Annotated in this window: 15 protein-coding genes; 2 read left to right on the top strand and 13 right to left on the bottom strand. The window is 71.0% G+C overall.

Annotated elements, in window-relative coordinates; translation table 11 throughout:
* Both IEZ31_RS36935 and IEZ31_RS36930 read right to left on the bottom strand, forming a co-directional pair.
* On the bottom strand, nt 1-1,246 hold a 1,246-nt coding region (locus IEZ31_RS36935), incomplete at its 3' end, for a GAF domain-containing protein (protein ID WP_190254731.1).
* Nucleotides 1,243-2,019, bottom strand: a complete 777-nt coding sequence (locus tag IEZ31_RS36930; RefSeq protein WP_190254730.1) for an SDR family NAD(P)-dependent oxidoreductase — start codon at nt 2,017-2,019, stop codon at nt 1,243-1,245. The genes IEZ31_RS36930 and IEZ31_RS36935, both read right to left, overlap by 4 nt.
* 284 nt (nt 2,020-2,303) lie before the next feature.
* Between IEZ31_RS36930 and IEZ31_RS36925 the strand changes: the two genes are divergently transcribed.
* Complete coding sequence (locus tag IEZ31_RS36925; RefSeq protein ID WP_190254729.1) at nt 2,304-2,972, top strand: TetR/AcrR family transcriptional regulator; 669 nt, start codon at nt 2,304-2,306, stop codon at nt 2,970-2,972.
* Between the two features lie 120 nt (nt 2,973-3,092).
* Nucleotides 3,093-3,908 carry an SDR family oxidoreductase gene (locus tag IEZ31_RS36920; RefSeq protein ID WP_190254728.1) on the top strand — a complete coding sequence of 272 codons (816 nt, stop codon included), beginning with the start codon at nt 3,093-3,095 and terminating at the stop codon, nt 3,906-3,908.
* A gap of 174 nt (nt 3,909-4,082) precedes the next feature.
* On the opposite strand, the gene IEZ31_RS36915 is transcribed toward IEZ31_RS36920, so the two are convergent.
* The 11 genes from IEZ31_RS36915 to IEZ31_RS36865 all read right to left on the bottom strand — a co-directional run bounded on the left by IEZ31_RS36915 (nt 4,083) and on the right by IEZ31_RS36865 (nt 17,830).
* On the bottom strand, nt 4,083-7,598 hold the full coding sequence (locus IEZ31_RS36915) for an indolepyruvate ferredoxin oxidoreductase family protein (RefSeq protein ID WP_190254727.1): 3,516 nt from the start codon (nt 7,596-7,598) through the stop codon (nt 4,083-4,085).
* A 30-nt stretch (nt 7,599-7,628) separates the two neighbouring features.
* On the bottom strand, nt 7,629-8,411 hold the full coding sequence (locus IEZ31_RS36910; RefSeq protein ID WP_190254726.1) for an enoyl-CoA hydratase-related protein: 783 nt from the start codon (nt 8,409-8,411) through the stop codon (nt 7,629-7,631).
* Between the two features lie 12 nt (nt 8,412-8,423).
* A complete protein-coding gene (locus IEZ31_RS36905) occupies nt 8,424-9,542 on the bottom strand; it encodes a mandelate racemase/muconate lactonizing enzyme family protein (RefSeq protein ID WP_190254725.1) in 1,119 nt (372 codons plus the stop codon).
* Nucleotides 9,539-10,342 (bottom strand): ABC transporter ATP-binding protein, encoded by an 804-nt coding sequence (locus IEZ31_RS36900; RefSeq protein ID WP_190254724.1) that lies wholly within the window; start codon nt 10,340-10,342, stop codon nt 9,539-9,541. Before IEZ31_RS36900 ends, IEZ31_RS36905 begins: the two co-directional genes overlap by 4 nt.
* Complete coding sequence (locus IEZ31_RS36895) at nt 10,339-11,292, bottom strand: ABC transporter ATP-binding protein (protein ID WP_190254723.1); 954 nt, start codon at nt 11,290-11,292, stop codon at nt 10,339-10,341. The genes IEZ31_RS36900 and IEZ31_RS36895 overlap by 4 nt, the downstream gene beginning before the upstream one ends.
* A gap of 2 nt (nt 11,293-11,294) precedes the next feature.
* Nucleotides 11,295-12,173 (bottom strand): ABC transporter permease, encoded by an 879-nt coding sequence (locus IEZ31_RS36890; protein WP_190254722.1) that lies wholly within the window; start codon nt 12,171-12,173, stop codon nt 11,295-11,297.
* Nucleotides 12,170-13,132: an ABC transporter permease gene (locus IEZ31_RS36885; RefSeq protein WP_190254721.1), complete on the bottom strand. Its 963-nt coding sequence runs from the start codon at nt 13,130-13,132 to the stop codon at nt 12,170-12,172. Before IEZ31_RS36885 ends, IEZ31_RS36890 begins: the two co-directional genes overlap by 4 nt.
* A gap of 73 nt (nt 13,133-13,205) precedes the next feature.
* The gene (locus tag IEZ31_RS36880; RefSeq protein ID WP_190254720.1) at nt 13,206-14,825 is read right to left on the bottom strand and encodes an ABC transporter substrate-binding protein; all 1,620 of its coding nucleotides are present in this window, start codon (nt 14,823-14,825) and stop codon (nt 13,206-13,208) included.
* Between the two features lie 311 nt (nt 14,826-15,136).
* Entirely contained in the window at nt 15,137-15,772 is a 636-nt protein-coding gene (locus tag IEZ31_RS36875; protein ID WP_190254719.1) for a TetR/AcrR family transcriptional regulator, read from the bottom strand.
* An 8-nt stretch (nt 15,773-15,780) separates the two neighbouring features.
* Nucleotides 15,781-16,755 carry a ketopantoate reductase family protein gene (locus IEZ31_RS36870; RefSeq protein ID WP_190254718.1) on the bottom strand — a complete coding sequence of 325 codons (975 nt, stop codon included), beginning with the start codon at nt 16,753-16,755 and terminating at the stop codon, nt 15,781-15,783.
* Entirely contained in the window at nt 16,730-17,830 is a 1,101-nt protein-coding gene (locus tag IEZ31_RS36865; protein ID WP_190254717.1) for an enolase C-terminal domain-like protein, read from the bottom strand. Before IEZ31_RS36865 ends, IEZ31_RS36870 begins: the two co-directional genes overlap by 26 nt.
* Nucleotides 17,831-18,003 lie beyond the last annotated feature (173 nt).

The following is an 18,003-nucleotide window of genomic DNA, read 5'->3' as shown; positions in this document are numbered from 1 at the left end:
CGCCGGTCCGGTCGCCGGCGTACGCCAGCCGCAGGGCAAGGTGGCGCTTCTGGACGTCGAAACCGAGTGCGGCCGCGGTGTCGGCGAGCCGGGCCGCGTCGCGGCGGCCGTGGAGCAGGTCGGCCAGGTAGTCCGCCCGCTCGTACGGCAGTGCGCCGGCGCGGCGGGATCCTGTCAGCAGCTTGAGCGCGACCGCGGTTGCCGCCTGTTCGAGCGCCGTCGCGTCGGTCGGGCACAGCCCGCCGCCGAGCTCGCACAACTCGAGGTAACCGGCGCACGCGCCGTCGACGACCAGCCTGACGAACAGGCGCCGGCAGCCCAGTTCCGGACTTGCCCGCAGCACGCTGCTCGGGCTGCCCCGGTCGAGCTCGGCAAGGACGCGGCGGACCTGGGGCAGGCAGCGCTGCACGGCGGTCAGGCCGGGGCCGTCGGGCAGGGCGAGCGACGGCGGGGCGGCCCAGGCGACGACGGTCAGCTCCGGGTCGTACAGGACGACCGGCTTGCCCAGCATCTCCGCGGTCAGGCCCAGCATCTCGCCGATCTCGGCGCCGTCGAGGACCGCGTGGGTGAGCCGGCTGTACAGCGCCTGAGCGGCGCCCAGGATCGTCCGGTGGTGCTCGATGGTCCGGGTGCGGCGGGCGAGCTGCTGGTAGAGCCAGGCCTGGCGGACCGCGATGGCGACGAGACCGGCGAACGCCTGGGCGAGCGTGATGTCGCGGGTCGTGTAGAGGTGTTCCTGCGCCTCGTTGTCCATGTAGATGATGCCGATGACCTCGCCGTCGACGACGAGCGGGACGCCGAGCATGTCGCGGACGCCCCAGCGGCGCATCGTCCGGCGGATGGTGCGCGGATCGGTCATCGCCTCCTGCACGACCACGGGGGACGCGGTGCCGACGATCTCGGCCGTGAACAGGTCGTGCTCCCCGCCCGAGACGAGCCGGCGCACGCCGGCGTCGATGTTGCGCCGCCCGGCGCTGTAGCCGACCCGCCCCTGGAACCGGCTGTCCGCGCGGCGCAGGTACACCGAGCACCGGCTCACGCCGAGCAGTTCGCACAGGCGCCGCCCGGCCCGGCGCAGCACGTCGTCGAGCGGCACCCGCTCGTTCGCGGCCAGCAGCGCGACCTCCTCGAAGGCCGCGACCGCCTCGGCGTAGACGTCGCCTGCGCCATCGCGCCGGGGGGCCGGGTCGCCGCCTCCGGGCCGCGCCGCGACGCCGGCGACCGGGCCGGTCAGCGGGCCGGTCAACGGGCGGCCATTCGGATCCCGCCGTCGAGCCGGATCGTCTCCGCGTTGATCATCGGGTTGACGATGATGTGCTCGACCAGCGCCGCGTACTCCGACGGACGACCGAGCCGGCTGGGATGGGGCACCTGCCGGGCGAGCGAGGCCTGCGCGGCCTCGGGCAGGCTTTCCAGCAGCGGCGTGGCGAACAGTCCCGGTGCGATCGTGTTCACCCGGACCTGGCTCCGGGCGAGCTCCCGCGCGATGGGGAGGGTCATGCCCACGATCGCCGCCTTCGAGGCGGCGTAGGCCGCCTGGCCGACCTGGCCGTCGTACGCGGCGACCGACGCGGTGTTGACGATGACGCCGCGCTCCTCGCCGTCGAACTCCAGCCCGAGCAGGTGCTGGGCCGCCAGCCGGATGACGTTGAACGTGCCGACGAGGTTCACCTCGACGGTCCGCCGGAACATGTCGAGCGGGAACGGCCCGTCGCGGCCGACCACCTTGGCCGGCGGGCCGATGCCTGCGCAGTTCACCACGACGCGCAGCGGCTTGCCGATCGACGCGCCGTGCTCGGCGGCGGTCACGATGGCGTTTCCGACGGTGTCGGGGTCGGTCACGTCACCGGCGGCGAACACGGCCCGCGGGCCGAGGCGGTCCACCACGCCCCTGCCGTCCGACTGTGGCAGGTCCAGGATGACGACCGCCGCGCCGGCCGCGACGAGTCGCTCGGCGGTGGCCAGCCCGAGACCGGACGCGCCCCCGGTGATGAGGGCCGTGGTGGAGGCGATTTCCATGTCGTACCTTTCGTCCGTGCCCCACCCGGTGACGGGCGGGAGCCGGGTGGCAGTGGTAGCGACGCCGGCGCTGGCCCCTTTGTGGCGGGCGAGCGGCGGTCCGCGTCGGCGCGCCCGGGCAATCGCTGCGGCTGGGCGCACGGAACCGACCGGTGTGCGGCATGCGGATGGGTACGCCGACTTACTTATCGCTCGCTAAAATCTAGGTCGTCGGGCGCGAGCCGGTCAAGGCACGTGCCGTCCGATCGCCGTGCAACCATTGAGTCCCAAGCCGAGGAGACCCTATGCCCCGTCGCTCCGCCGTTGCCACGGAGACAGCCGGCGTCCAGACGTGGCGACAGCCACCGGATCTGGCACTGACACCGATCCTGTCGCACTCCCTGGACGCGTTCTGCGAGACGGGCTACCACGGCACGACGGTGCGGGACATCGCGCGCAGGGTCGGCATCACCGTGCCCGCGCTGTACTACCACCATCAGAACAAGGAAGCCATCTTCGTCGCGCTGCTGGACGTGTCGATCACCCGGGTCAGGCAGCTCTGCGAGGAGGCCCTGCGCGACGCGGGTGACGACCCGGCGGCCCGCTTCCTCAATCTTGTCGAGTGCCTCGTGCTCTACATGGCGAACAGCACGAAGATCGCCTACCTCGACCACGAGTTCCGCGTACTCAGTCCCGAGCACCGCAAGTCGTACAGCGACAAGCGGCGCGACGTGGAGCGACTGCTGCTGGGCACGATCCAGGACGGCGTCGACGCCGGGTGCTTCGACGTCGCCGCGCCCGCCGACACCGCACGCGCCCTGCTGGGCATGATCCAGGCGGTGGCGACGTGGTTCCAGCCCGGCGGCCGGCTCTCCGCCCACAGCGTCGCGCTGCGCTACCTGGACATCGCCGCGCACACCGTTGGCGCGACGCCGGAAGTGCTTCGCCGGGTTCGCGGCGGCGCTCGCCGGTGACCCGGGCCGGCCGGGGCCACCGTCCGCCAGTTACTTGACACTTGTGTCAAGTAACTGGAACACTCGGTTCCACCGCCGATACCTGACGGCGAACCTCTGTCTTCGGTTGGGGGCTGACGCATGCACGGTCTGGTATCCAGGGATCTGCTCCGCGACCGGACCGTGTTCGTGAGTGGCGGTGGCAGCGGCGTCAATCTGGCGATCGCCAAGGCGTGCGCCTCGGTCGGGGCCAATCTCGTCATCTGCGGCCGCACCGAGGAGAAGCTGAGGGCGGCCACCAACGAGCTCGAAGGCTGCGGGGCACAGGCCGCCTATGCCGTCGCCGACGTGCGCGACCCCGGCGCCGTGGCCGCCGCCCTCGCCGTGGCCGCCGACCGCTTCGGCCCGATCGACGCGCTGGTCTGCGGCGCCGCTGGCAACTTCCTCGCCCCCGCCGAGCGCATCAGCTCCAACGGGTTCCGCGCGGTCATGGACATCGATCTGCTCGGCAGCTTCCACTGCGCGCACGCCGCCTTCGAGCAGCTGCGCCAGACCCGCGGCACCATCCTGTTCGTGTCCGGCGGCCAGTCGCAGATGCCGTTCCTGCACCAGGTCCACGTGGCGGCCGCGAAGGCCGGCGTCGACCAGCTGATGCGGTCGCTGGCGCTGGAGTGGGGCCCGTATGGCATCCGGTCCAACTCCATCGTGCCGGGCCCGGTGAACGGCACCGAGGGCATGCGCCGCCTGGCCGAGTCCGCGACCGAGGAGGTCTGGGCAGAGATGGTGCCGCTCGGCCGGTTCGCCGAGCCCGAGGAGATCGGGACCATGGCCGCGGTGCTCATCTCGCCGCTCGCCGCCTACGTCAACGGCGCCCAGGTCGTCGTCGACGGCGGCATGGCGATGTCCGGCTCGTCGGCCTTCAACCGCGCCGTCGCCGCCGCCGCGCCGGCATCCTGACCGCCGATCGGCCACCGCCGGGCCGGCACGGGCCGGCGGCGCGGTCACGTCCGCGCCCGCACGGCCAAACCCTCGCCGGTCACACCCGCATGGTTTCGCGGCCGCAGCACGGCACGCGGCCCGGGCTCGGCGTTGACCAGAGCGGTCATCGGCCGAACCCGGGCAGCGGGCTTGCTACGCCTCCGATGCGAGGTCGGTGAGCGACGGCGGGAGGCCGGGGACGATGCCGAGTGCGCGGGCCTGGGAGTCGACCGCGGCCGCGTAGCGCGCGACGTTGCGCAGCTTGACGTGTTCGTAGCCGCGCACGGCGTCGGCGGCGCCGAGCAGGCGGACCAGCCGGTCCACGGTGCCGGGGGTGACCGCGCCGGCCGCCGCCTCGGCCAGTGCTCGATAGTGGGTCACGAGGTCGCGCTCGACCCGGCGGACGTGTGCGTAGCCGAACACGTCGAGCCTGGTGTGGCGGACCCGCTTCAACGCGGCCAGGGCGGCGAACGCCGGGCGGAACCACGGGCCGAGGCGGATCTTCGACCGCATGCCCATCGCCCGGAGCATGGGCGGATGCAGGTACCAGAACACCTTCGCACCCGTGCCGAACTCGCGCTCCACCTGCTCGCGGCTGGCATCGAGCAGATGGAGCCGGGCCACCTCGTACTCGTCCTTGTACGCCATCAGCCGGTGCAGCTGGGTGGCGGCTGCCGTCGTGAGCGGACCGGCCGCGCCGGTCGCCGCCGCCTCGGCCGTGGCTACCCGCTCGACGACGTCGAGGTAGGCGTGCGCGTAGGCGGCGTCCTGGTACGACACGAGGTCACCGGCCCGGGTCTCGATCAGCTGGTGCAGGGCGGGCGCGCGGCGGGCCAGCCCGCTCACGCGCTCGGCCACCGCCGCCGGCACCGGCAGCCGGCCGAGGCGCCGCTGCCGGGCCTCGACCAGCGCTGCCACCGCGGCCGGATCGGCCACGGCGACCCGGCCCCAGCGGAACGCCTCCACGTTGGCCTCGATCGCCGTGCCGTTGAGCCGGAACGCCTCCTCGACGGAGGCCGCCGACAGCGGCAGCGCGCCGCTCTGCACCGCGGCGCCGACGAGCACGCTGTTGGTCATCAGGTGGTTGCCGAACACCGCGTCGGCGACCGCCTCGGGGTCGAGGAAGACGTTCTCTGCGGCCCGGGTCACCGCGCCGAGCTCGCCGACCTGAGCGTCGAGCGGCGGGTAGGCGACGCTCGGGTCGACCGCCATGTCCGCGGTCGGGGTCGGGCTGAGCGAGCCGACGGCGACGGTTCGCCCCGGCGACGCCTTGGCGAGGACCCGGGGGTTCATGGCGGCCAGCAGGTCGAAGACCAGCAGCAGGTCGGCCCCGCCGTCCTCGATCTGGGCGGCGGGCTCGGCGGCGGGATCGGTGTAGACCTGCAGCTGCGACACCACCGGACCGGCCTTCTGGCTGGAGCCGGTGAGGTCGAGATTGCGCACGAGCTTGCCGTCGAGAACGGCCGCGGTCGCCAGCACCTGGCTCACGGTGACCACGCCGGTGCCGCCGATTCCGGTCATGTGCACGTTGAACGCGCCGGTGGGCACCTTGGCCACCGGGGCCGGGACGGACGGCGCCGGCTTCGCCTTCGTCCGCGGCTGCCGGGCCTTGCGGGTCTCCACCCGCATGAACGACGGGCAGTCGCCGTTGACGCAGGAGTAGTCGAAGTTGCACGACGACTGGTGGATCGCCGTCTTGCGGCCGAACTCGGTCTCGACGGGCTGCACGCTCAGGCACTGCGACTTGGCACTGCAGTCGCCGCAGCCCTCGCAGACGCGGTCGTTGATGAGCACCCGCTGGGTCGGCTGGGCCAGCTGCCGGCGCTTGCGCAGCCGGCGCTTCTCGGCCGCGCAGTGCTGGTCGTGCAGCAGCACGGTGACGCCCGGCGTCGCGGCCAGCGTCTCCTGGGCCTCGATGAGCCGGTCCCGCTTCCAGACCTGCACGCCGCGGGGCAACCGGATCCGGCGATACTTGCGGGTGTCGTCGGTCGTGATGATGATCCGCGCGACCCCCTCCGCGCGCAGCATCGTCACCAGCCGCGGCACGTCCAGCACGCCTTCCACGTGCTGCCCGCCGGTCATGCCGACCGCGCTGTTGTAGAGCAGCTTGTACGTGATGTTGACGCCGGCCGCGACCGCCTGGCGCAGGGCGAGGCTGCCGGAGTGGTGGAAGGTCCCGTCGCCGACGTTCTGGAAGATGTGCCGGGTCGAGGTGAACGGGGCCATGCCGACCCATTGCGCGCCCTCGCCGCCCATCTGGGTGTAGCCGGCCATGGTGCCGTACTCCTCGCGCGGCACGACCAGCTCGAGGATGTGGCAGCCGATGCCGGCCGCGACGACCGCGCCGTCCGGGGCGACGAGCGAGCTGTTGTGCGGGCAACCGGAGCAGAAGAACGGCTTGCGCGAGGTGACCAGCGGCAGTAGCGGCCGCGTCCGGCGCTGCTCCGGCAGCCTGACCACGGCCCCCAGCCGGTCGGCCAGCGCCGGACCGAGCGCGGCAGCGAGCTGGTCGGCGCCGAGCACGCCGTATTCGGGCAGCAGCTCCCGGCCGTCGGGGTCGGTCTTGCCGAAGATCGCCGGCGCGCCCGGCTGCCCGTACAGTGCCTCCTTGAGCATCCGCTCGATCAGCGGCCGCTTCTCCTCGATCACGAAGATCTGTTCCAGACCGTCGGCGAAGGCCCGCCACTCCGCCGTGGACACCGGCCACAGCGCCGTCACCTTCTTGACCCGGACGCCGGCCCGCAGCAGGACGGCCTCGTCGAGGCCGAGCCGGTCCAGGGCGCGCCGCAGGTCGTAGTAGGTCGTGCCGGGCGCGACGATGCCGACCGTCGCGTCCTGCGGCGCGACGACGAGCGGGTTGAGCCGGTTCGTCTCGATGTAGGCCTCGGCGATCCGCCGCCGCGCGGTCACCAGGTCCCGCTCGGCCTCGCGCATCGGCGGCCCCGGCGTGTTCACCCGCAGTACCGGCGTGAAGGACGTCGGCGGCGGCACGACCGTCAGCCGCTCGGGCGAGACGTCGGCGGAGCCCGACGCGTCGGCCAGTTCGGTGACCATCTTGAAGCCCACCCACAGTCCGCTGGCCCGCGACAGCGCGAAGCCGTGCGCGCCGAGGTCCAGGATGTCCTGCACGCTGCCCGGGAACAGCAGCGGCATCCCCCAGTCGATGAACGCGCCGTTGCTGTCGGTCGGGAAGTTGGTCGATGCCGCGTCCGGGTCGTCGCCGGCCACCACGAGCACACCGCCGTGGCGCGCGGCGCCCCGGATGTTGGCCGTGCGCAGCGCGTCGCCGGCCCGGTCCACGCCCGGGGCCTTGCCGAACCACAGGCCGAACACGCCGTCGACGGTCGCGCCGGGCAGCTCGTTGACCGTCTGGCTGCCCCACAGCGCGGTCGCGGCGAGGTCCTCGTTGAGGCCGGGCTGGTGGCGGATGTGGTGCGCGGTCAGGAGCTTGCGCTGCCGCTCCAGCTCGATGTCGACGCCGCCCAGCGGCGAGCCGGGGTAGCCCGAGACCAGCCCGGCGGTGTCGAGGCCGGCGGCCTTGTCCCGCCGCCGCTGGTCGAGCAGGACCCGGACCAGCGCCTGGATCGCGGTCAGGTACACCGCACCGGAGCGCTGCTCGAACCGGTCCTGCAGCGAGAAGTCCGATCCGCGCTCGTTCGTGATGGTCATGGGCATCCCCACTGGTGGTTGACGTACACATCAAGTCCTATCGCCGGCCGGGCCCACGGCCCACCGCGGCGCGCGCCGCTCGAAGAAGGCGGCGATCCCCTCGGCCCGGTCGGCGGACCGGCGGGCCTCCTCGTCGGCCACCGCGGTGAGCAGCCACGCGCGCTCCTCGGCCTCGGCCCGTGCCTTCGACACCGCCGACAGGGTCGCGGCGACCGCGGCCGGGCTGTTGACCGCGATCCGCCGCGCCAGGGCCAGCGCCCCGGCGACCGCACCCCCGGGCTCGCACAAAACGTTGACCAGACCGGCCCGGTGGGCCCGCTCGGCCGTCATCGGATCGCCGGTCAGCAGCAGCTCCATGGCCAGCGTCGCCGGCAGGCGGTCCGGTGCCCGAAACAGCGCGCCGCAGTTCGCGACGACGCCGCGGCGCACCTCCGGCAGGGCGAACGAGGCGGTGCTCGACGCGACCACCAGGTCGCACGCCAGCACCATCTCGAACCCGCCACCCACGGCGGGGCCCTCGACCGCCGCGATGAGCGGCTTCGAGCGGACCCTGCGGACCAGGCCGTACTCCCCGCCCGCGGCCGTCCGCGGGCCGCTCGGCAGGCTCAGGTCGGTGCCCGCCGAGAAGACGGTGTCCGAGCCGGTGAGCACGCCGGCGCGCAGCCCGGGCACGGACTCCAGCCGGTCGATCGCGGTGCTCAGGCTGTCGGCCAGCGCCTGGTCCATCGCGTTGCGCCGGGCCGGGCGGTCGAGCCGCAGCACGAGCACGCCGTCGACCTCGTCGACCACGAGCCGGCCGGAGTCCGGTGTCATGCCGACGAGATCTCAGTGACCGATGACCGACGAGGCGTCGCCGATCGTCAGGTGCCGTACGGTCAGGTTGTCGATCTCGTCCTCGTCGATCTCGTAGCCGAGGCCCGGCTTGGTCGGCGCGTCGACGTAGCCCTCGGCGTTGACCCGCAGCGTGTCCTTCATGCCCTGGTCCAGCACACCGGTCGGCACCGGGAGCTCCACCAGGTCGCAGTTGTGGATCGCCAGCATCACGTGGAAGTGGGCCGCCTGGATCAGAGTCGAGCCGTAGCTGTGCGGCTCGAACTTGACGCCGAACGCCTCGCACAGCGCGGCCGTCTTCTTCATCGCCGTGATGCCGCCGGTCCAGTCGCCGACCGACCGCACCGAGTCGACCGCGTGGTTGACCAGGTACGGCGGAACGAACTTCAGGCCGCCGCCGACGCTCTCGACCGCGGTGATCGGGATCGAGAAGTGCCGGGTGAGGTCGGTCAGGCCCTGGATGTCGGCGTCCTCGATCGGCGCCTCGTACCAGTAGAAGTCGAGCTCCTCGAGCACCTTGCCGACCTTGAAGGCGCCTTGCCGGTCGTAGGCGTTGACGGGGTCGAGCATCAGGTCCATGGTGTCGCCGACACCCTCGCGCACCGCGCGGCACACCTCGATGTCCTTGTCCGGCACGCCGAACGCGTGCAGCTTGTAGGCGGTGAAGCCCTCGTCGCGGCACTGCAGCGCCAGGTCGACGTACTCCTGCACCGTGTCGTAGCGCACGGTGCTGGCGTAGGCGCGCACCCGGTCGCGGGCCGCGCCCAGCAGCTTGTAGATCGGCTGCTCGTGGATCTTTCCGACCAGGTCCCACAGGGCGATGTCCACACCGGACGAGACCGCGTTGGGCGCCGTGAGGTTGTCGGTGAGCTCGTACGAGAACTTCTCGATGTCGTGCGGATCGCGGCCGACCAGCGTGTCACGGACCCGCGGCAGGGCGTCCTCGAACTGGCCGGGGCCGGCGAGCCACGTGATGCACTGCCCCTCGTGGCCCTCGTCGTCGCGGATGCGGAGCAGGATCATGCCGACCCGCCGCGGCGGCAGCTGATCCTTCCATTGGAACTCGAACTCGGTGGGCTTGAGAACCTGGGCGCTGACCTCGGTGATCTTCACGGACGAACCCTCTCTTCTTCCGGTTCCAGCGAACGCAGCTCCGAAGCCGCGACGAGCCTGCGGGTGTACTCGTGCCGGGGGTCGCCGAGGACGTCGGCGACGGCGCCGTGCTCGACGATCTGCCCCTTCAGCAGCACGGCCACCCGGTGGCACAGGTGCCGCACCATGTGCATGTCGTGGGCCACGAAGATGTAACCGATGGAGAACTTCTCCTGCAGATCGAGCAGCAGGTTGGCGATCTGGGCGCTGACCGAGACGTCCAGTGCGGACATCGGCTCGTCGAGCACGATGACGTCGGGGTCCTCGCACAGGCCGCGGGCGATGGCGACGCGCTGGCGCTGACCGCCGGAGAGCTGATGCGGGAACCGGTCGGCGAACTCGGCCGGCAGCGACACCAGCTCCAGCAGCTCGATCGCCCGGGCCCGGCGCTCGGCCTTCGGGGCACGCCGCTCGATCGACCGCCGCTCGGTGATGATGTCCCACAGACGGCGGCGCGGATTCAGGGAGCTGTACGGGTTCTGGAAGACGGCCGAGACCGAGTTGAAGTAGTCGCGGCGATGCTCGGCGGTGAACCGGTCCCGCGGGGTGCCGCGGAAGCGGACCGTCCCGCTCGTCGGCTGCTCGATGCCGAGCAGGATCCGCGTCAGCGTGGTCTTGCCGCTGCCGGACTCGCCGACGAGGCCGACCATCTCCCCCGCCGCCACGCCGAAGTCCACGCCGGTCAGCGCCCGGGTCGTCTCGCCGCGCCGGCCGTGGAAGGTCTTGCTGACGTTGACCGCTTCCAGGATGTACCCGCTCATGACGCCACCGGGTTCCAGCAGGCGAAGGAGCTGCCGTCGGCCTTGCCGGTGGTGGCCGGCATCTCGCGGTGGCAGATGGCCGTCGCGTTCGGGCACCGCGGCGCGAACGGGCAGCCGGGCGGCATCGCGAGCAGCGTCGGCGGGCTGCCCGAGATGGCCCGGAGCCGCTGCCGCGGGCCGACGTCGAGCGAGCTCGCGTCGAGCAGCGCCCGGGTGTAGGGGTGCGACGGCGCGTCGACGACCGCGCTCAGCGGGCCGCTCTCGACCACCACCCCGCCGTACATGACGGCCACGTCCTGGCACACCAGGCGGGCGACCCGGATGTCGTGGGTGATGAACATCGTGGTGAGGTGGCGCTCGCGCCGCAGCCGGTCGAGCAGCCGCAGGATGCCGATCTGCGTGGTCACGTCCAGCGCGGTGGTCGGCTCGTCGGCGATGAGCAGGTCGGGCTCCTTGGCCAGCGCGATGGCGATCGCGACCCGCTGCCGCATGCCGCCGGAGAACTGGTGCGGATGCTCCCGCAGCCGGTCCCGGGCGTCCGCGATACCGAGCGAGGTCAGCAGCTCGACGATGGTCTCGGTGCGCTTGTTCCGCTCGACGTGCGGCATCGCCTCGACGATCTGCGATCTGATCGTGTAGAGGGGGTCGAGCGCCGTCGTCGGATCCTGCGGCACGAAACCGATCGACGTGCGCAGGATCTCGCGCATCTGCTTGGGCGACGCCGCGGTCACGTCGGTGCCGTTGACCCGGATCGTGCCCTCGGCGATGTCGCCGATCGGCGGGCGGATCATCCGCATCACGCTCATCGCCACCGTGCTCTTCCCGCTGCCGGACTCGCCGACGATGGCCGTCGCCAGGCCCTTCTTCAGCGTGAGGGAGGCGCCGCGGACGGCCGTGGCGACCTGGCCGCCCTGGAAGTAGTGGGTCGTGAGGTTGGAGATCTCGAGCATGCCTATCGCCTCGTCGCGGGGTCGAGCGCCTGGCGCAGCCAGTCGCCGAACAGGTTGGCGGCGAGCACGGTCAGGCTGAGTGCCACGCCGGGGACGACCGGGAGCCACCACGCCGTGGCCAGGAAGTTGCGGCCGTCGGCGAGCATGTTGCCCCAGGACGCCGCGGGTGGCGGGACGCCGATGCCGAGGAAGCTCAGCGAGCCCTCCGCGATGATGGCCAGGCCGATCTGGAGCGTGGCCAGCACGAGCAGCGTCGGGATGGTGTTGGGCACGACGTGTCGGGTGATGGCCCAGAACCGGCCGCCGCCCATGACCCTGGACATGGTGACGAACTCCTGGGTGCGGATCCGGATCACCTCGCTGCGCAGCACCCGCGCGTACTGCGGCCAGGCAGCCACCACGAGCACCGCGATCACGACCGTGACGCCCTTGCCGTAGATGGCCACGATGACGATGGCCAGCAGCACCACGGGGAATGCCATCGACGCGTCGGCGACGCGGGTCAGGACCGCGTCGAGCCGGCCGCCGGTGTAGCCGGCCAGCAGGGCGACGAGCATCCCGATCGCGCCCCCGATGAGCACCGCGCCGGCGGCGACGAGGAAGGACACCTGGGCGCCGGTCAGCAGCCGGCTCAGCACGTCGCGCCCGAGCTGGTCGGTGCCGAGCAGGTAGGTGGCGGTGCCGCCGGCGAAGACCGGGGGCTTGAGCGACTGGCTGAGGTTCACCTTGTCCGGGTCGTGCGGCGCGACGACGCTGCCGAAGAGACCGCAGAAGGCGAAGATCGCCATCACCGTGCCGCTGAACCACGGCCGGCGACCCGGCCTGCGGCGCAGCCGAAGGAAGGGCCGGATCCGCGGCGTGGATGCCACTGCGCTGCTCATGCGGCCGCCTCCACGGTTGCTTCCACTCTCGACTTGACCGCCGTCTTGATGGCCCGGACCCGCGGATCGAGCCAGCCGTACGACAGGTCGACCACGAACAGCAGCGCCACGAACACGAACGTGTTCACCACGACGATCCCCTGGATCAGCGCGAAGTCGCGGGCCTGGATGCCCTGGATGGCCAGCTGCCCGACGCCGGGCCAGGCGAAGAGGTTCTCGACGACGATCGTGCCGGAGAACATCGCGCCGAGCTGGATACCGGCCAGGGTCACGACCGGCAGCGAGGCGTTGCGCAGTATGTGCGACATGAGCGTGGCCGGTCCGACGCCCTTGGAGCGCTCGAACAACGTCTGATCGCGGGCGACGATCTCCAGCACCGACGACCGGGTCAGCCTGGCGATCGACGCCAGCGGGAAGGCCGCCAGCGCGCAGGCGGGCAGGATCAGGCTGGTGAAGCCCTCCGAACCGAAGGCCGGCAACCAGCCGAGGTTGATGGAGAACAGCAGCACCAGCAGCATGCCCAGCCAGAACGGCGGCACCGACTGGCCGAGCACGCTCAGCCCGCGCACCGCCTGGTCGTAGCGGGTGCCGGCGCGCACCCCGGCGATCGCGCCGAAGGTGACCCCGAGCACCAGCGCGATGGCGAAGGCGGCCAGGGCCAGCCGGGCGGTGTTCACCATGGCTGGGACGACCAGGTCGGCCACCGGCTGGCGATAGCTCACGCTCTGACCGAAGTCGAGCGTGGCGATACCCCGCAGGTAGTCGACGTACTGCAGGTAGAGCGGCTGGTCGAAGCCGTAGCTGACCCGGATCGCCGCGATCTGCTCCGGGGTCGCGTCGGCGGGGGCCAGCAGCGCGGCGGCGTCACCGCCGAGCCGGGCCAGGAAGAACACGATGGTGACGATGACCCACATCGCGACCAGGCCCTGCAGCAGTCGACTGAGCGTGTATCTGGTCATTGCCTCTCCAGGGAGGGGTTGAACGACGGTGGTGGGTGGCCCGGCCCCGTCGGGTCCGGGCCACTCGCCCGATCTACTTCGCGTCGAGGTACCAGAACGGCCCCGGGTAGGGGTTGCCTTCCATGAGCTTCCACGCCGCGACCTTCGGGCCGACGGCGTAGACGGCGTCGAGCGACACGACCGGGAGCCCGTAGAGCGTCTCGTGGAGCTTCCGGCTGATCTCGCCGGCGATCTTGGCCTGGTCGTCGCGCTTCACGGTCGAGCTCAACCGGGCGAACATCCCGTCGAGCTCGGCGTTCTTCACCGACGAGTAACCGCCGGTCGACGTGTAGAAGATGGACAGCTTCTCGGGGTCGGAGATCAGAAGCCCGGGGGTGCCCAGGATGACGGCGCCGGTCAGCTGGTGCTTCACCGCCTTGTCGAGATACGTGGCGGGGTCCATCGCGTCCATGGTCACGTTGACGCCGACCTCCTTCCAGTATCCGATCACGGCCTCGGCGAACTTCTGCACGTCGGCGATGGCGGTTGTCTGGTTGTAGAGGTGCAGCGTGAAGGAGAGGTTGCCGGCACCGGCCGCGGCGAGCAGCTGCTTGGCCTGGTTCGGGTCGTACGGCCAGGCCTGCAGCGAGGCGTCGTTGCCCAGTGTCACCGGCAGCGTCGCGTTGACGGTCACCGTGCCGAAGCCGCGGTACAGCGAGTCGGCGATCGCCTTGCGGTCGATGGCCAGCATGAGCGCCTTGCGGACGTTGGCGTCCTTGAGCTTCGAGTCGGCGTCGAACCAGTTGTCGACGAAGAACACGTTGGCCACGCTGGCCTGCTTCGAGGTCACCAGCTTGATCGTCGGGCTGCCCTGCAGCTGGGCCGCGCTGTTGGGGGTGAGGCCTTGCGCGATGTCGAGCTGCCCGGTCTGGATGCCGGACAGCCGGCTGCTCTCGTCCGGAATGATCTTGAGGACGAGCTTGGAGAAGTTCGCGACCCGGTCCTTGTCCCAGAAGTCGTCGAACCGGGTCAGGGTCATCGAGTCGTTGAAGACCTGGGAGTCGAACTTCCACGGGCCGGCCGCGACCGGCTTCTTGCGGAACTCGGTCTCGCCGACCCGGTTGTAGTAGTCGGTGGCCACCGGGGCCGGGGTGTCGAAGACGAGGTTCGCGTACGGCACCGTCGTCTTGATCTTGATCTCGTAGTCGTTCACGATCTCGACCGACGCGATCTTCTTGACGTAGGCGGCGTACGACGTGAAGGCGGCGTCCTTCACCCGGTTGATCGAGGTCTGCACGTCCTTGGCCGTGAAGGTCGAGCCGTCGTGCATCTTCACGCCCTGGCGGAGCTTGACGTCCCAGGTGAGGTCGTCCGCGCTGACCGACCACTCGGTGGCCAGGGCGGGAACCTGGCGCATGTCGAGCTCCTGGCGGACGAGGGGCTCGCCGACCGACCACTTGATCGGATAGGTGTTGCCACCCTCATTGGCCAGCACCGGGTCGGCGTACTGCTGTTGCAGGGTGGCGACGCCGACGGTCAACGTCTGGTTGGTGGCGGACGCGGGAACCTCCGCGCTGCCGTCGGCACTGGGAACGGCGGGGCCGCTGCAGGCGGCGACCAGGCTCAGCGCCAGGGCGCCGACGACGGCGGTGAGTCTGCCATATCGGGGGCGGGAGGAGCGGCCGGTGACCGCGATCCGCCTGAGGTTCGACATCTGTGCTCCTTTGGTCCGCCGGCGAGGGCGGGTGTGCGGTATAAGACCAACAAACCGCCTGAGGTCGTCGATCGGAACGTCAGCGGTCCCCCGAAACAGCAGCGCAATCAGTTGTTGACATGCATGTCAAGAGTGGCCGCCGTCACGGGAGCTGTCAAGGGCGCTCCGGCCGGGAGACGGGCGCACCGCGCCATCGCCACGGGCCGTGACTGTCCACTGCGGACATTCGATTGCACTTGCGCGCAAAGGGGCTCGCGTACGGCCGTGACCGACGCAGAGGGCATGGAACTATCGGGGTCGTGCTGCGGGGGTCAGCGAGCGGCACGCAGGGTCTTGCGCCAGACGAAGGCCAGCGTGTCGACAAGCCGGTCCTCGTCGAAGTTCTTGTCGAGGCAGAACCACAGGTAGCAGGTGTACTCGAGCATCGCGCCGAGCACCTCGGCGGTGTACTCGACATCCATGTCAGGATCGGTGAGCACGCCGCCGGCGCGCAGCCGCTGGATGCCCCGCTTCGTGCGCTTGACGAACGTGTCCCTGATGTCGAGGCGCAGCTCGCGCATCTCCGGCGAGAATGTGCCCACCTGTTCGATCAGGCCGATCATCGTGGCGTGCGGCCGGTAGGCCTGCACGAAGCGGCGCACGAGGTCGTGGATGCGTTCGTCGAAGCCGGTCGTGGGGATCGGCGTCGACATCGCCGCCAGCATCGCGTCGACCATGTCGTGCGCGACCGCCGAGAAGATGGCTTCCTTGGTGTCGAAGTAGGTATAGAAGGTACCGTGCGAGACCTGCGCCTCCTTGACCACGTCGGTCACGCGAGTCTCGATGAATCCCTTGCGCTCGAAGACCCGACGGGCCGCGTCCAGGAGCGCCCGCTTGCGCGTCGCACCACGGTCGGTGAGCGGACCGTTGTCCCGACGTGCCTGCTGAACCTCGGTGGGACCGGGCATCTGATCTCCTACGTGAATGCAGTGCGGGGCACCGACGACGCCGGCGCCCGCACCGGAGACAGCGTCTCCAGCAGGTCGGTTGCCATTTGCGAAAAGGGTGCGTCTATATTATGGGACCGTGCAACCCGCACCACCGCACCGCTGATCGCATCGTGTTCGAGCGGTCGCCCGGCCTGCCGGTCCTGCCACATCGACGACCGCACCGTGTCCGGATAGGCGGCGAACTCGTCCAGCATCCGCTCGGCGAGGTCGGCCGGCAGCGTTGCCAGCTGCGTGGCGGCGACCTTGCGGGCCTCGTCCACCAGGGCGGTGCCGATGCGTCGCAGTTCCGGGCGGCGGCCGATCTCGCGGACCGGCAGGTCGGTGATGGTGGAGATCGAGTTGCCGACCAGGTTGTAGGCGAGCTTGGTCCACTGTGCGGTGGCAAAGTCGGTGACGACCTCGACGTTGAGCGAGGTGGGCGCGGCCAGCGCGGCGAACCCTTCGCCACCGGTGCCGGCCGGCACCCGGACCATGCCGTCGAGGGTGTGCACCACCCGGCCCGGCCCGGGGCGGCCGGCACCGTAGGTGACGAGCGCCGGGACGACCCGGCCCGGATCGACGAACGGCGCCAGCCGCTCCTGGTGGCCGACCCCGTTCTGGGCCACCACGACCGTCGCGCCGGCCACCGCCGGCCGGCCGAGCCATCGCCCGACACCGCCGACGTCGTAGGTCTTGGTCGCCACGACCACCCACGACAGCCCCGGTGGACCTGGTGGACCGGACAGCTCGCTCGGATCGCGCAGCACCGCCACGTCCGGTTCGGCCGGCTCGCCGCCGAGCGGGGTGAAGGTGAAGCGCTCGATCGGCTGCCGGGCGGCGAGCAGCACCGTGACGCCGGGGGCCTCCGCGAGCTTGGCCGCGATGAGCCCGCCGATCGCCCCGGCGCCGACGACGAGCACCCGCCCGGCCGCGGTCTCAGCTGAGCTGCTTGACGGTGGCATTGTCGATGACGTCCCAGTCGAGTTCGTAGCCGAGGCCCGGTGCCGTGGGCGCCCGCACGTGACCGTCCGCGCCGACCTCGATCACGTCCTTCATGCCGAAGTCCAGCGGTCCGCGCGGGTAGGGCAGCTCGAAGTACTCGCAGTTACGGACGGACAGGATGTAATGCAGATGCGCGGCCTGCACCAGCGTCGAGCCGTACGAGTGCGGCTCCATCCGCCGGTTGTGCAGCTCGGCCAGCGCGCCGATCTTGCGCAGTCCGGTGATGCCGCCGATGATGTCGCCGACCGCCCGGAGACCGTCGCAGGCCCCCTGAGACAGGTAGTGGGCGAAGGTCCAGGGGCCGCGGGCCGTCGACTCCCCCATCAGCACCGGCACGTCGAGCACCTGGCACAGCTGCACGAACCCGGCCACGTCGTCGTCGCGCATCGGGTCCTCGTACCAGTGGAAACCGAGCTTCTCGATCTCGCGCCCGACCCGGACCGCGTCGTGCCAGTCGTAGGCACTCGTCGCATCGAGCATGAGCGTGAAGTCGTCGCCGACCGCGGCCCGGGTGGCCCGGCAGGCCTCGATGTCCTTGTCGGGCGTCGCCGCCGCGTGCAGCTTGACGCCGTGCAGGCCCTGCTCCTTGCACTTGACGGCGATCTGCGCGTAGTCCTCGGCATGCTTCTGGGTCTCGGTCGTGATGTAGACCGGCACCCGGTCGCGATACGCCCCGAGCAGCTCGTACACGGGGCGGCCGGCGGCCTTCCCGGCGATGTCCCACAGGGCGATGTCGATGTTGCTGGCCGCCTTGGGGGAGATCATGTAACGGCTGAACGCCATCAGCTCGTGCCAGATCTTCTCCCGCTGGAACGCGTCGGCGCCGATGAGCAGCGGCTTGAAGAAGTGCATGGCCGACTCGGCGATCTCGTTCGGCGCGGCCGGCAGCCACGACGTCGAGACACCGGTGATGCCCTCGTCGGTCTCGATCTCGAACACCGTCATGGTCAGCTGGACCGGCGGGATGTCCTCGCGCCACTGGAAGACGAACTCGGGCGGGGCGACGACGCGGGTCCGGAGGTCTGTGATCTTCATTGGTACCCTCCAGGTGCGCTCTCATGTGAATGGCGTCACTGACCGGAAACGTAAGCCCGAGTTGACACACATGTCAAGAGAGCGTTTCGCGCCCGGAAACCGGCGGCGCACAGGCGTACAACCAGCCGGCGAGGCGGTCGCCAGCAGCGGACCTTGACCCCGCGGCACCCGCA

Origin of the sequence: Dactylosporangium sucinum (genome assembly GCF_014647515.1) — a bacterium.
Lineage (GTDB): Bacteria > Actinomycetota > Actinomycetes > Mycobacteriales > Micromonosporaceae > Dactylosporangium > Dactylosporangium sucinum.
This window is presented reverse-complemented; position numbering and strand designations above follow the sequence as displayed.

Excerpts from the sequence above, each read along its gene's own strand:
- IEZ31_RS36930 (WP_190254730.1), bottom strand. The coding sequence starts at position 2,019 with ATGGAAATCGCCTCCACCACGGCCCTCATCACCGGGGGCGCGTCCGGT.
- IEZ31_RS36925 (WP_190254729.1), top strand. The coding sequence starts at position 2,304 with ATGCCCCGTCGCTCCGCCGTTGCCACGGAGACAGCCGGCGTCCAGACG.
- IEZ31_RS36920 (WP_190254728.1), top strand. The coding sequence starts at position 3,093 with ATGCACGGTCTGGTATCCAGGGATCTGCTCCGCGACCGGACCGTGTTC.
- IEZ31_RS36915 (WP_190254727.1), bottom strand. The coding sequence starts at position 7,598 with ATGACCATCACGAACGAGCGCGGATCGGACTTCTCGCTGCAGGACCGG.
- IEZ31_RS36910 (WP_190254726.1), bottom strand. The coding sequence starts at position 8,411 with ATGACACCGGACTCCGGCCGGCTCGTGGTCGACGAGGTCGACGGCGTG.
- IEZ31_RS36900 (WP_190254724.1), bottom strand. The coding sequence starts at position 10,342 with ATGAGCGGGTACATCCTGGAAGCGGTCAACGTCAGCAAGACCTTCCAC.
- IEZ31_RS36895 (WP_190254723.1), bottom strand. The coding sequence starts at position 11,292 with ATGCTCGAGATCTCCAACCTCACGACCCACTACTTCCAGGGCGGCCAG.
- IEZ31_RS36890 (WP_190254722.1), bottom strand. The coding sequence starts at position 12,173 with ATGAGCAGCGCAGTGGCATCCACGCCGCGGATCCGGCCCTTCCTTCGG.
- IEZ31_RS36885 (WP_190254721.1), bottom strand. The coding sequence starts at position 13,132 with ATGACCAGATACACGCTCAGTCGACTGCTGCAGGGCCTGGTCGCGATG.
- IEZ31_RS36880 (WP_190254720.1), bottom strand. The coding sequence starts at position 14,825 with ATGTCGAACCTCAGGCGGATCGCGGTCACCGGCCGCTCCTCCCGCCCC.
- IEZ31_RS36875 (WP_190254719.1), bottom strand. The coding sequence starts at position 15,772 with ATGCCCGGTCCCACCGAGGTTCAGCAGGCACGTCGGGACAACGGTCCG.
- IEZ31_RS36870 (WP_190254718.1), bottom strand. The coding sequence starts at position 16,755 with ATGCCACCGTCAAGCAGCTCAGCTGAGACCGCGGCCGGGCGGGTGCTC.
- IEZ31_RS36865 (WP_190254717.1), bottom strand. The coding sequence starts at position 17,830 with ATGAAGATCACAGACCTCCGGACCCGCGTCGTCGCCCCGCCCGAGTTC.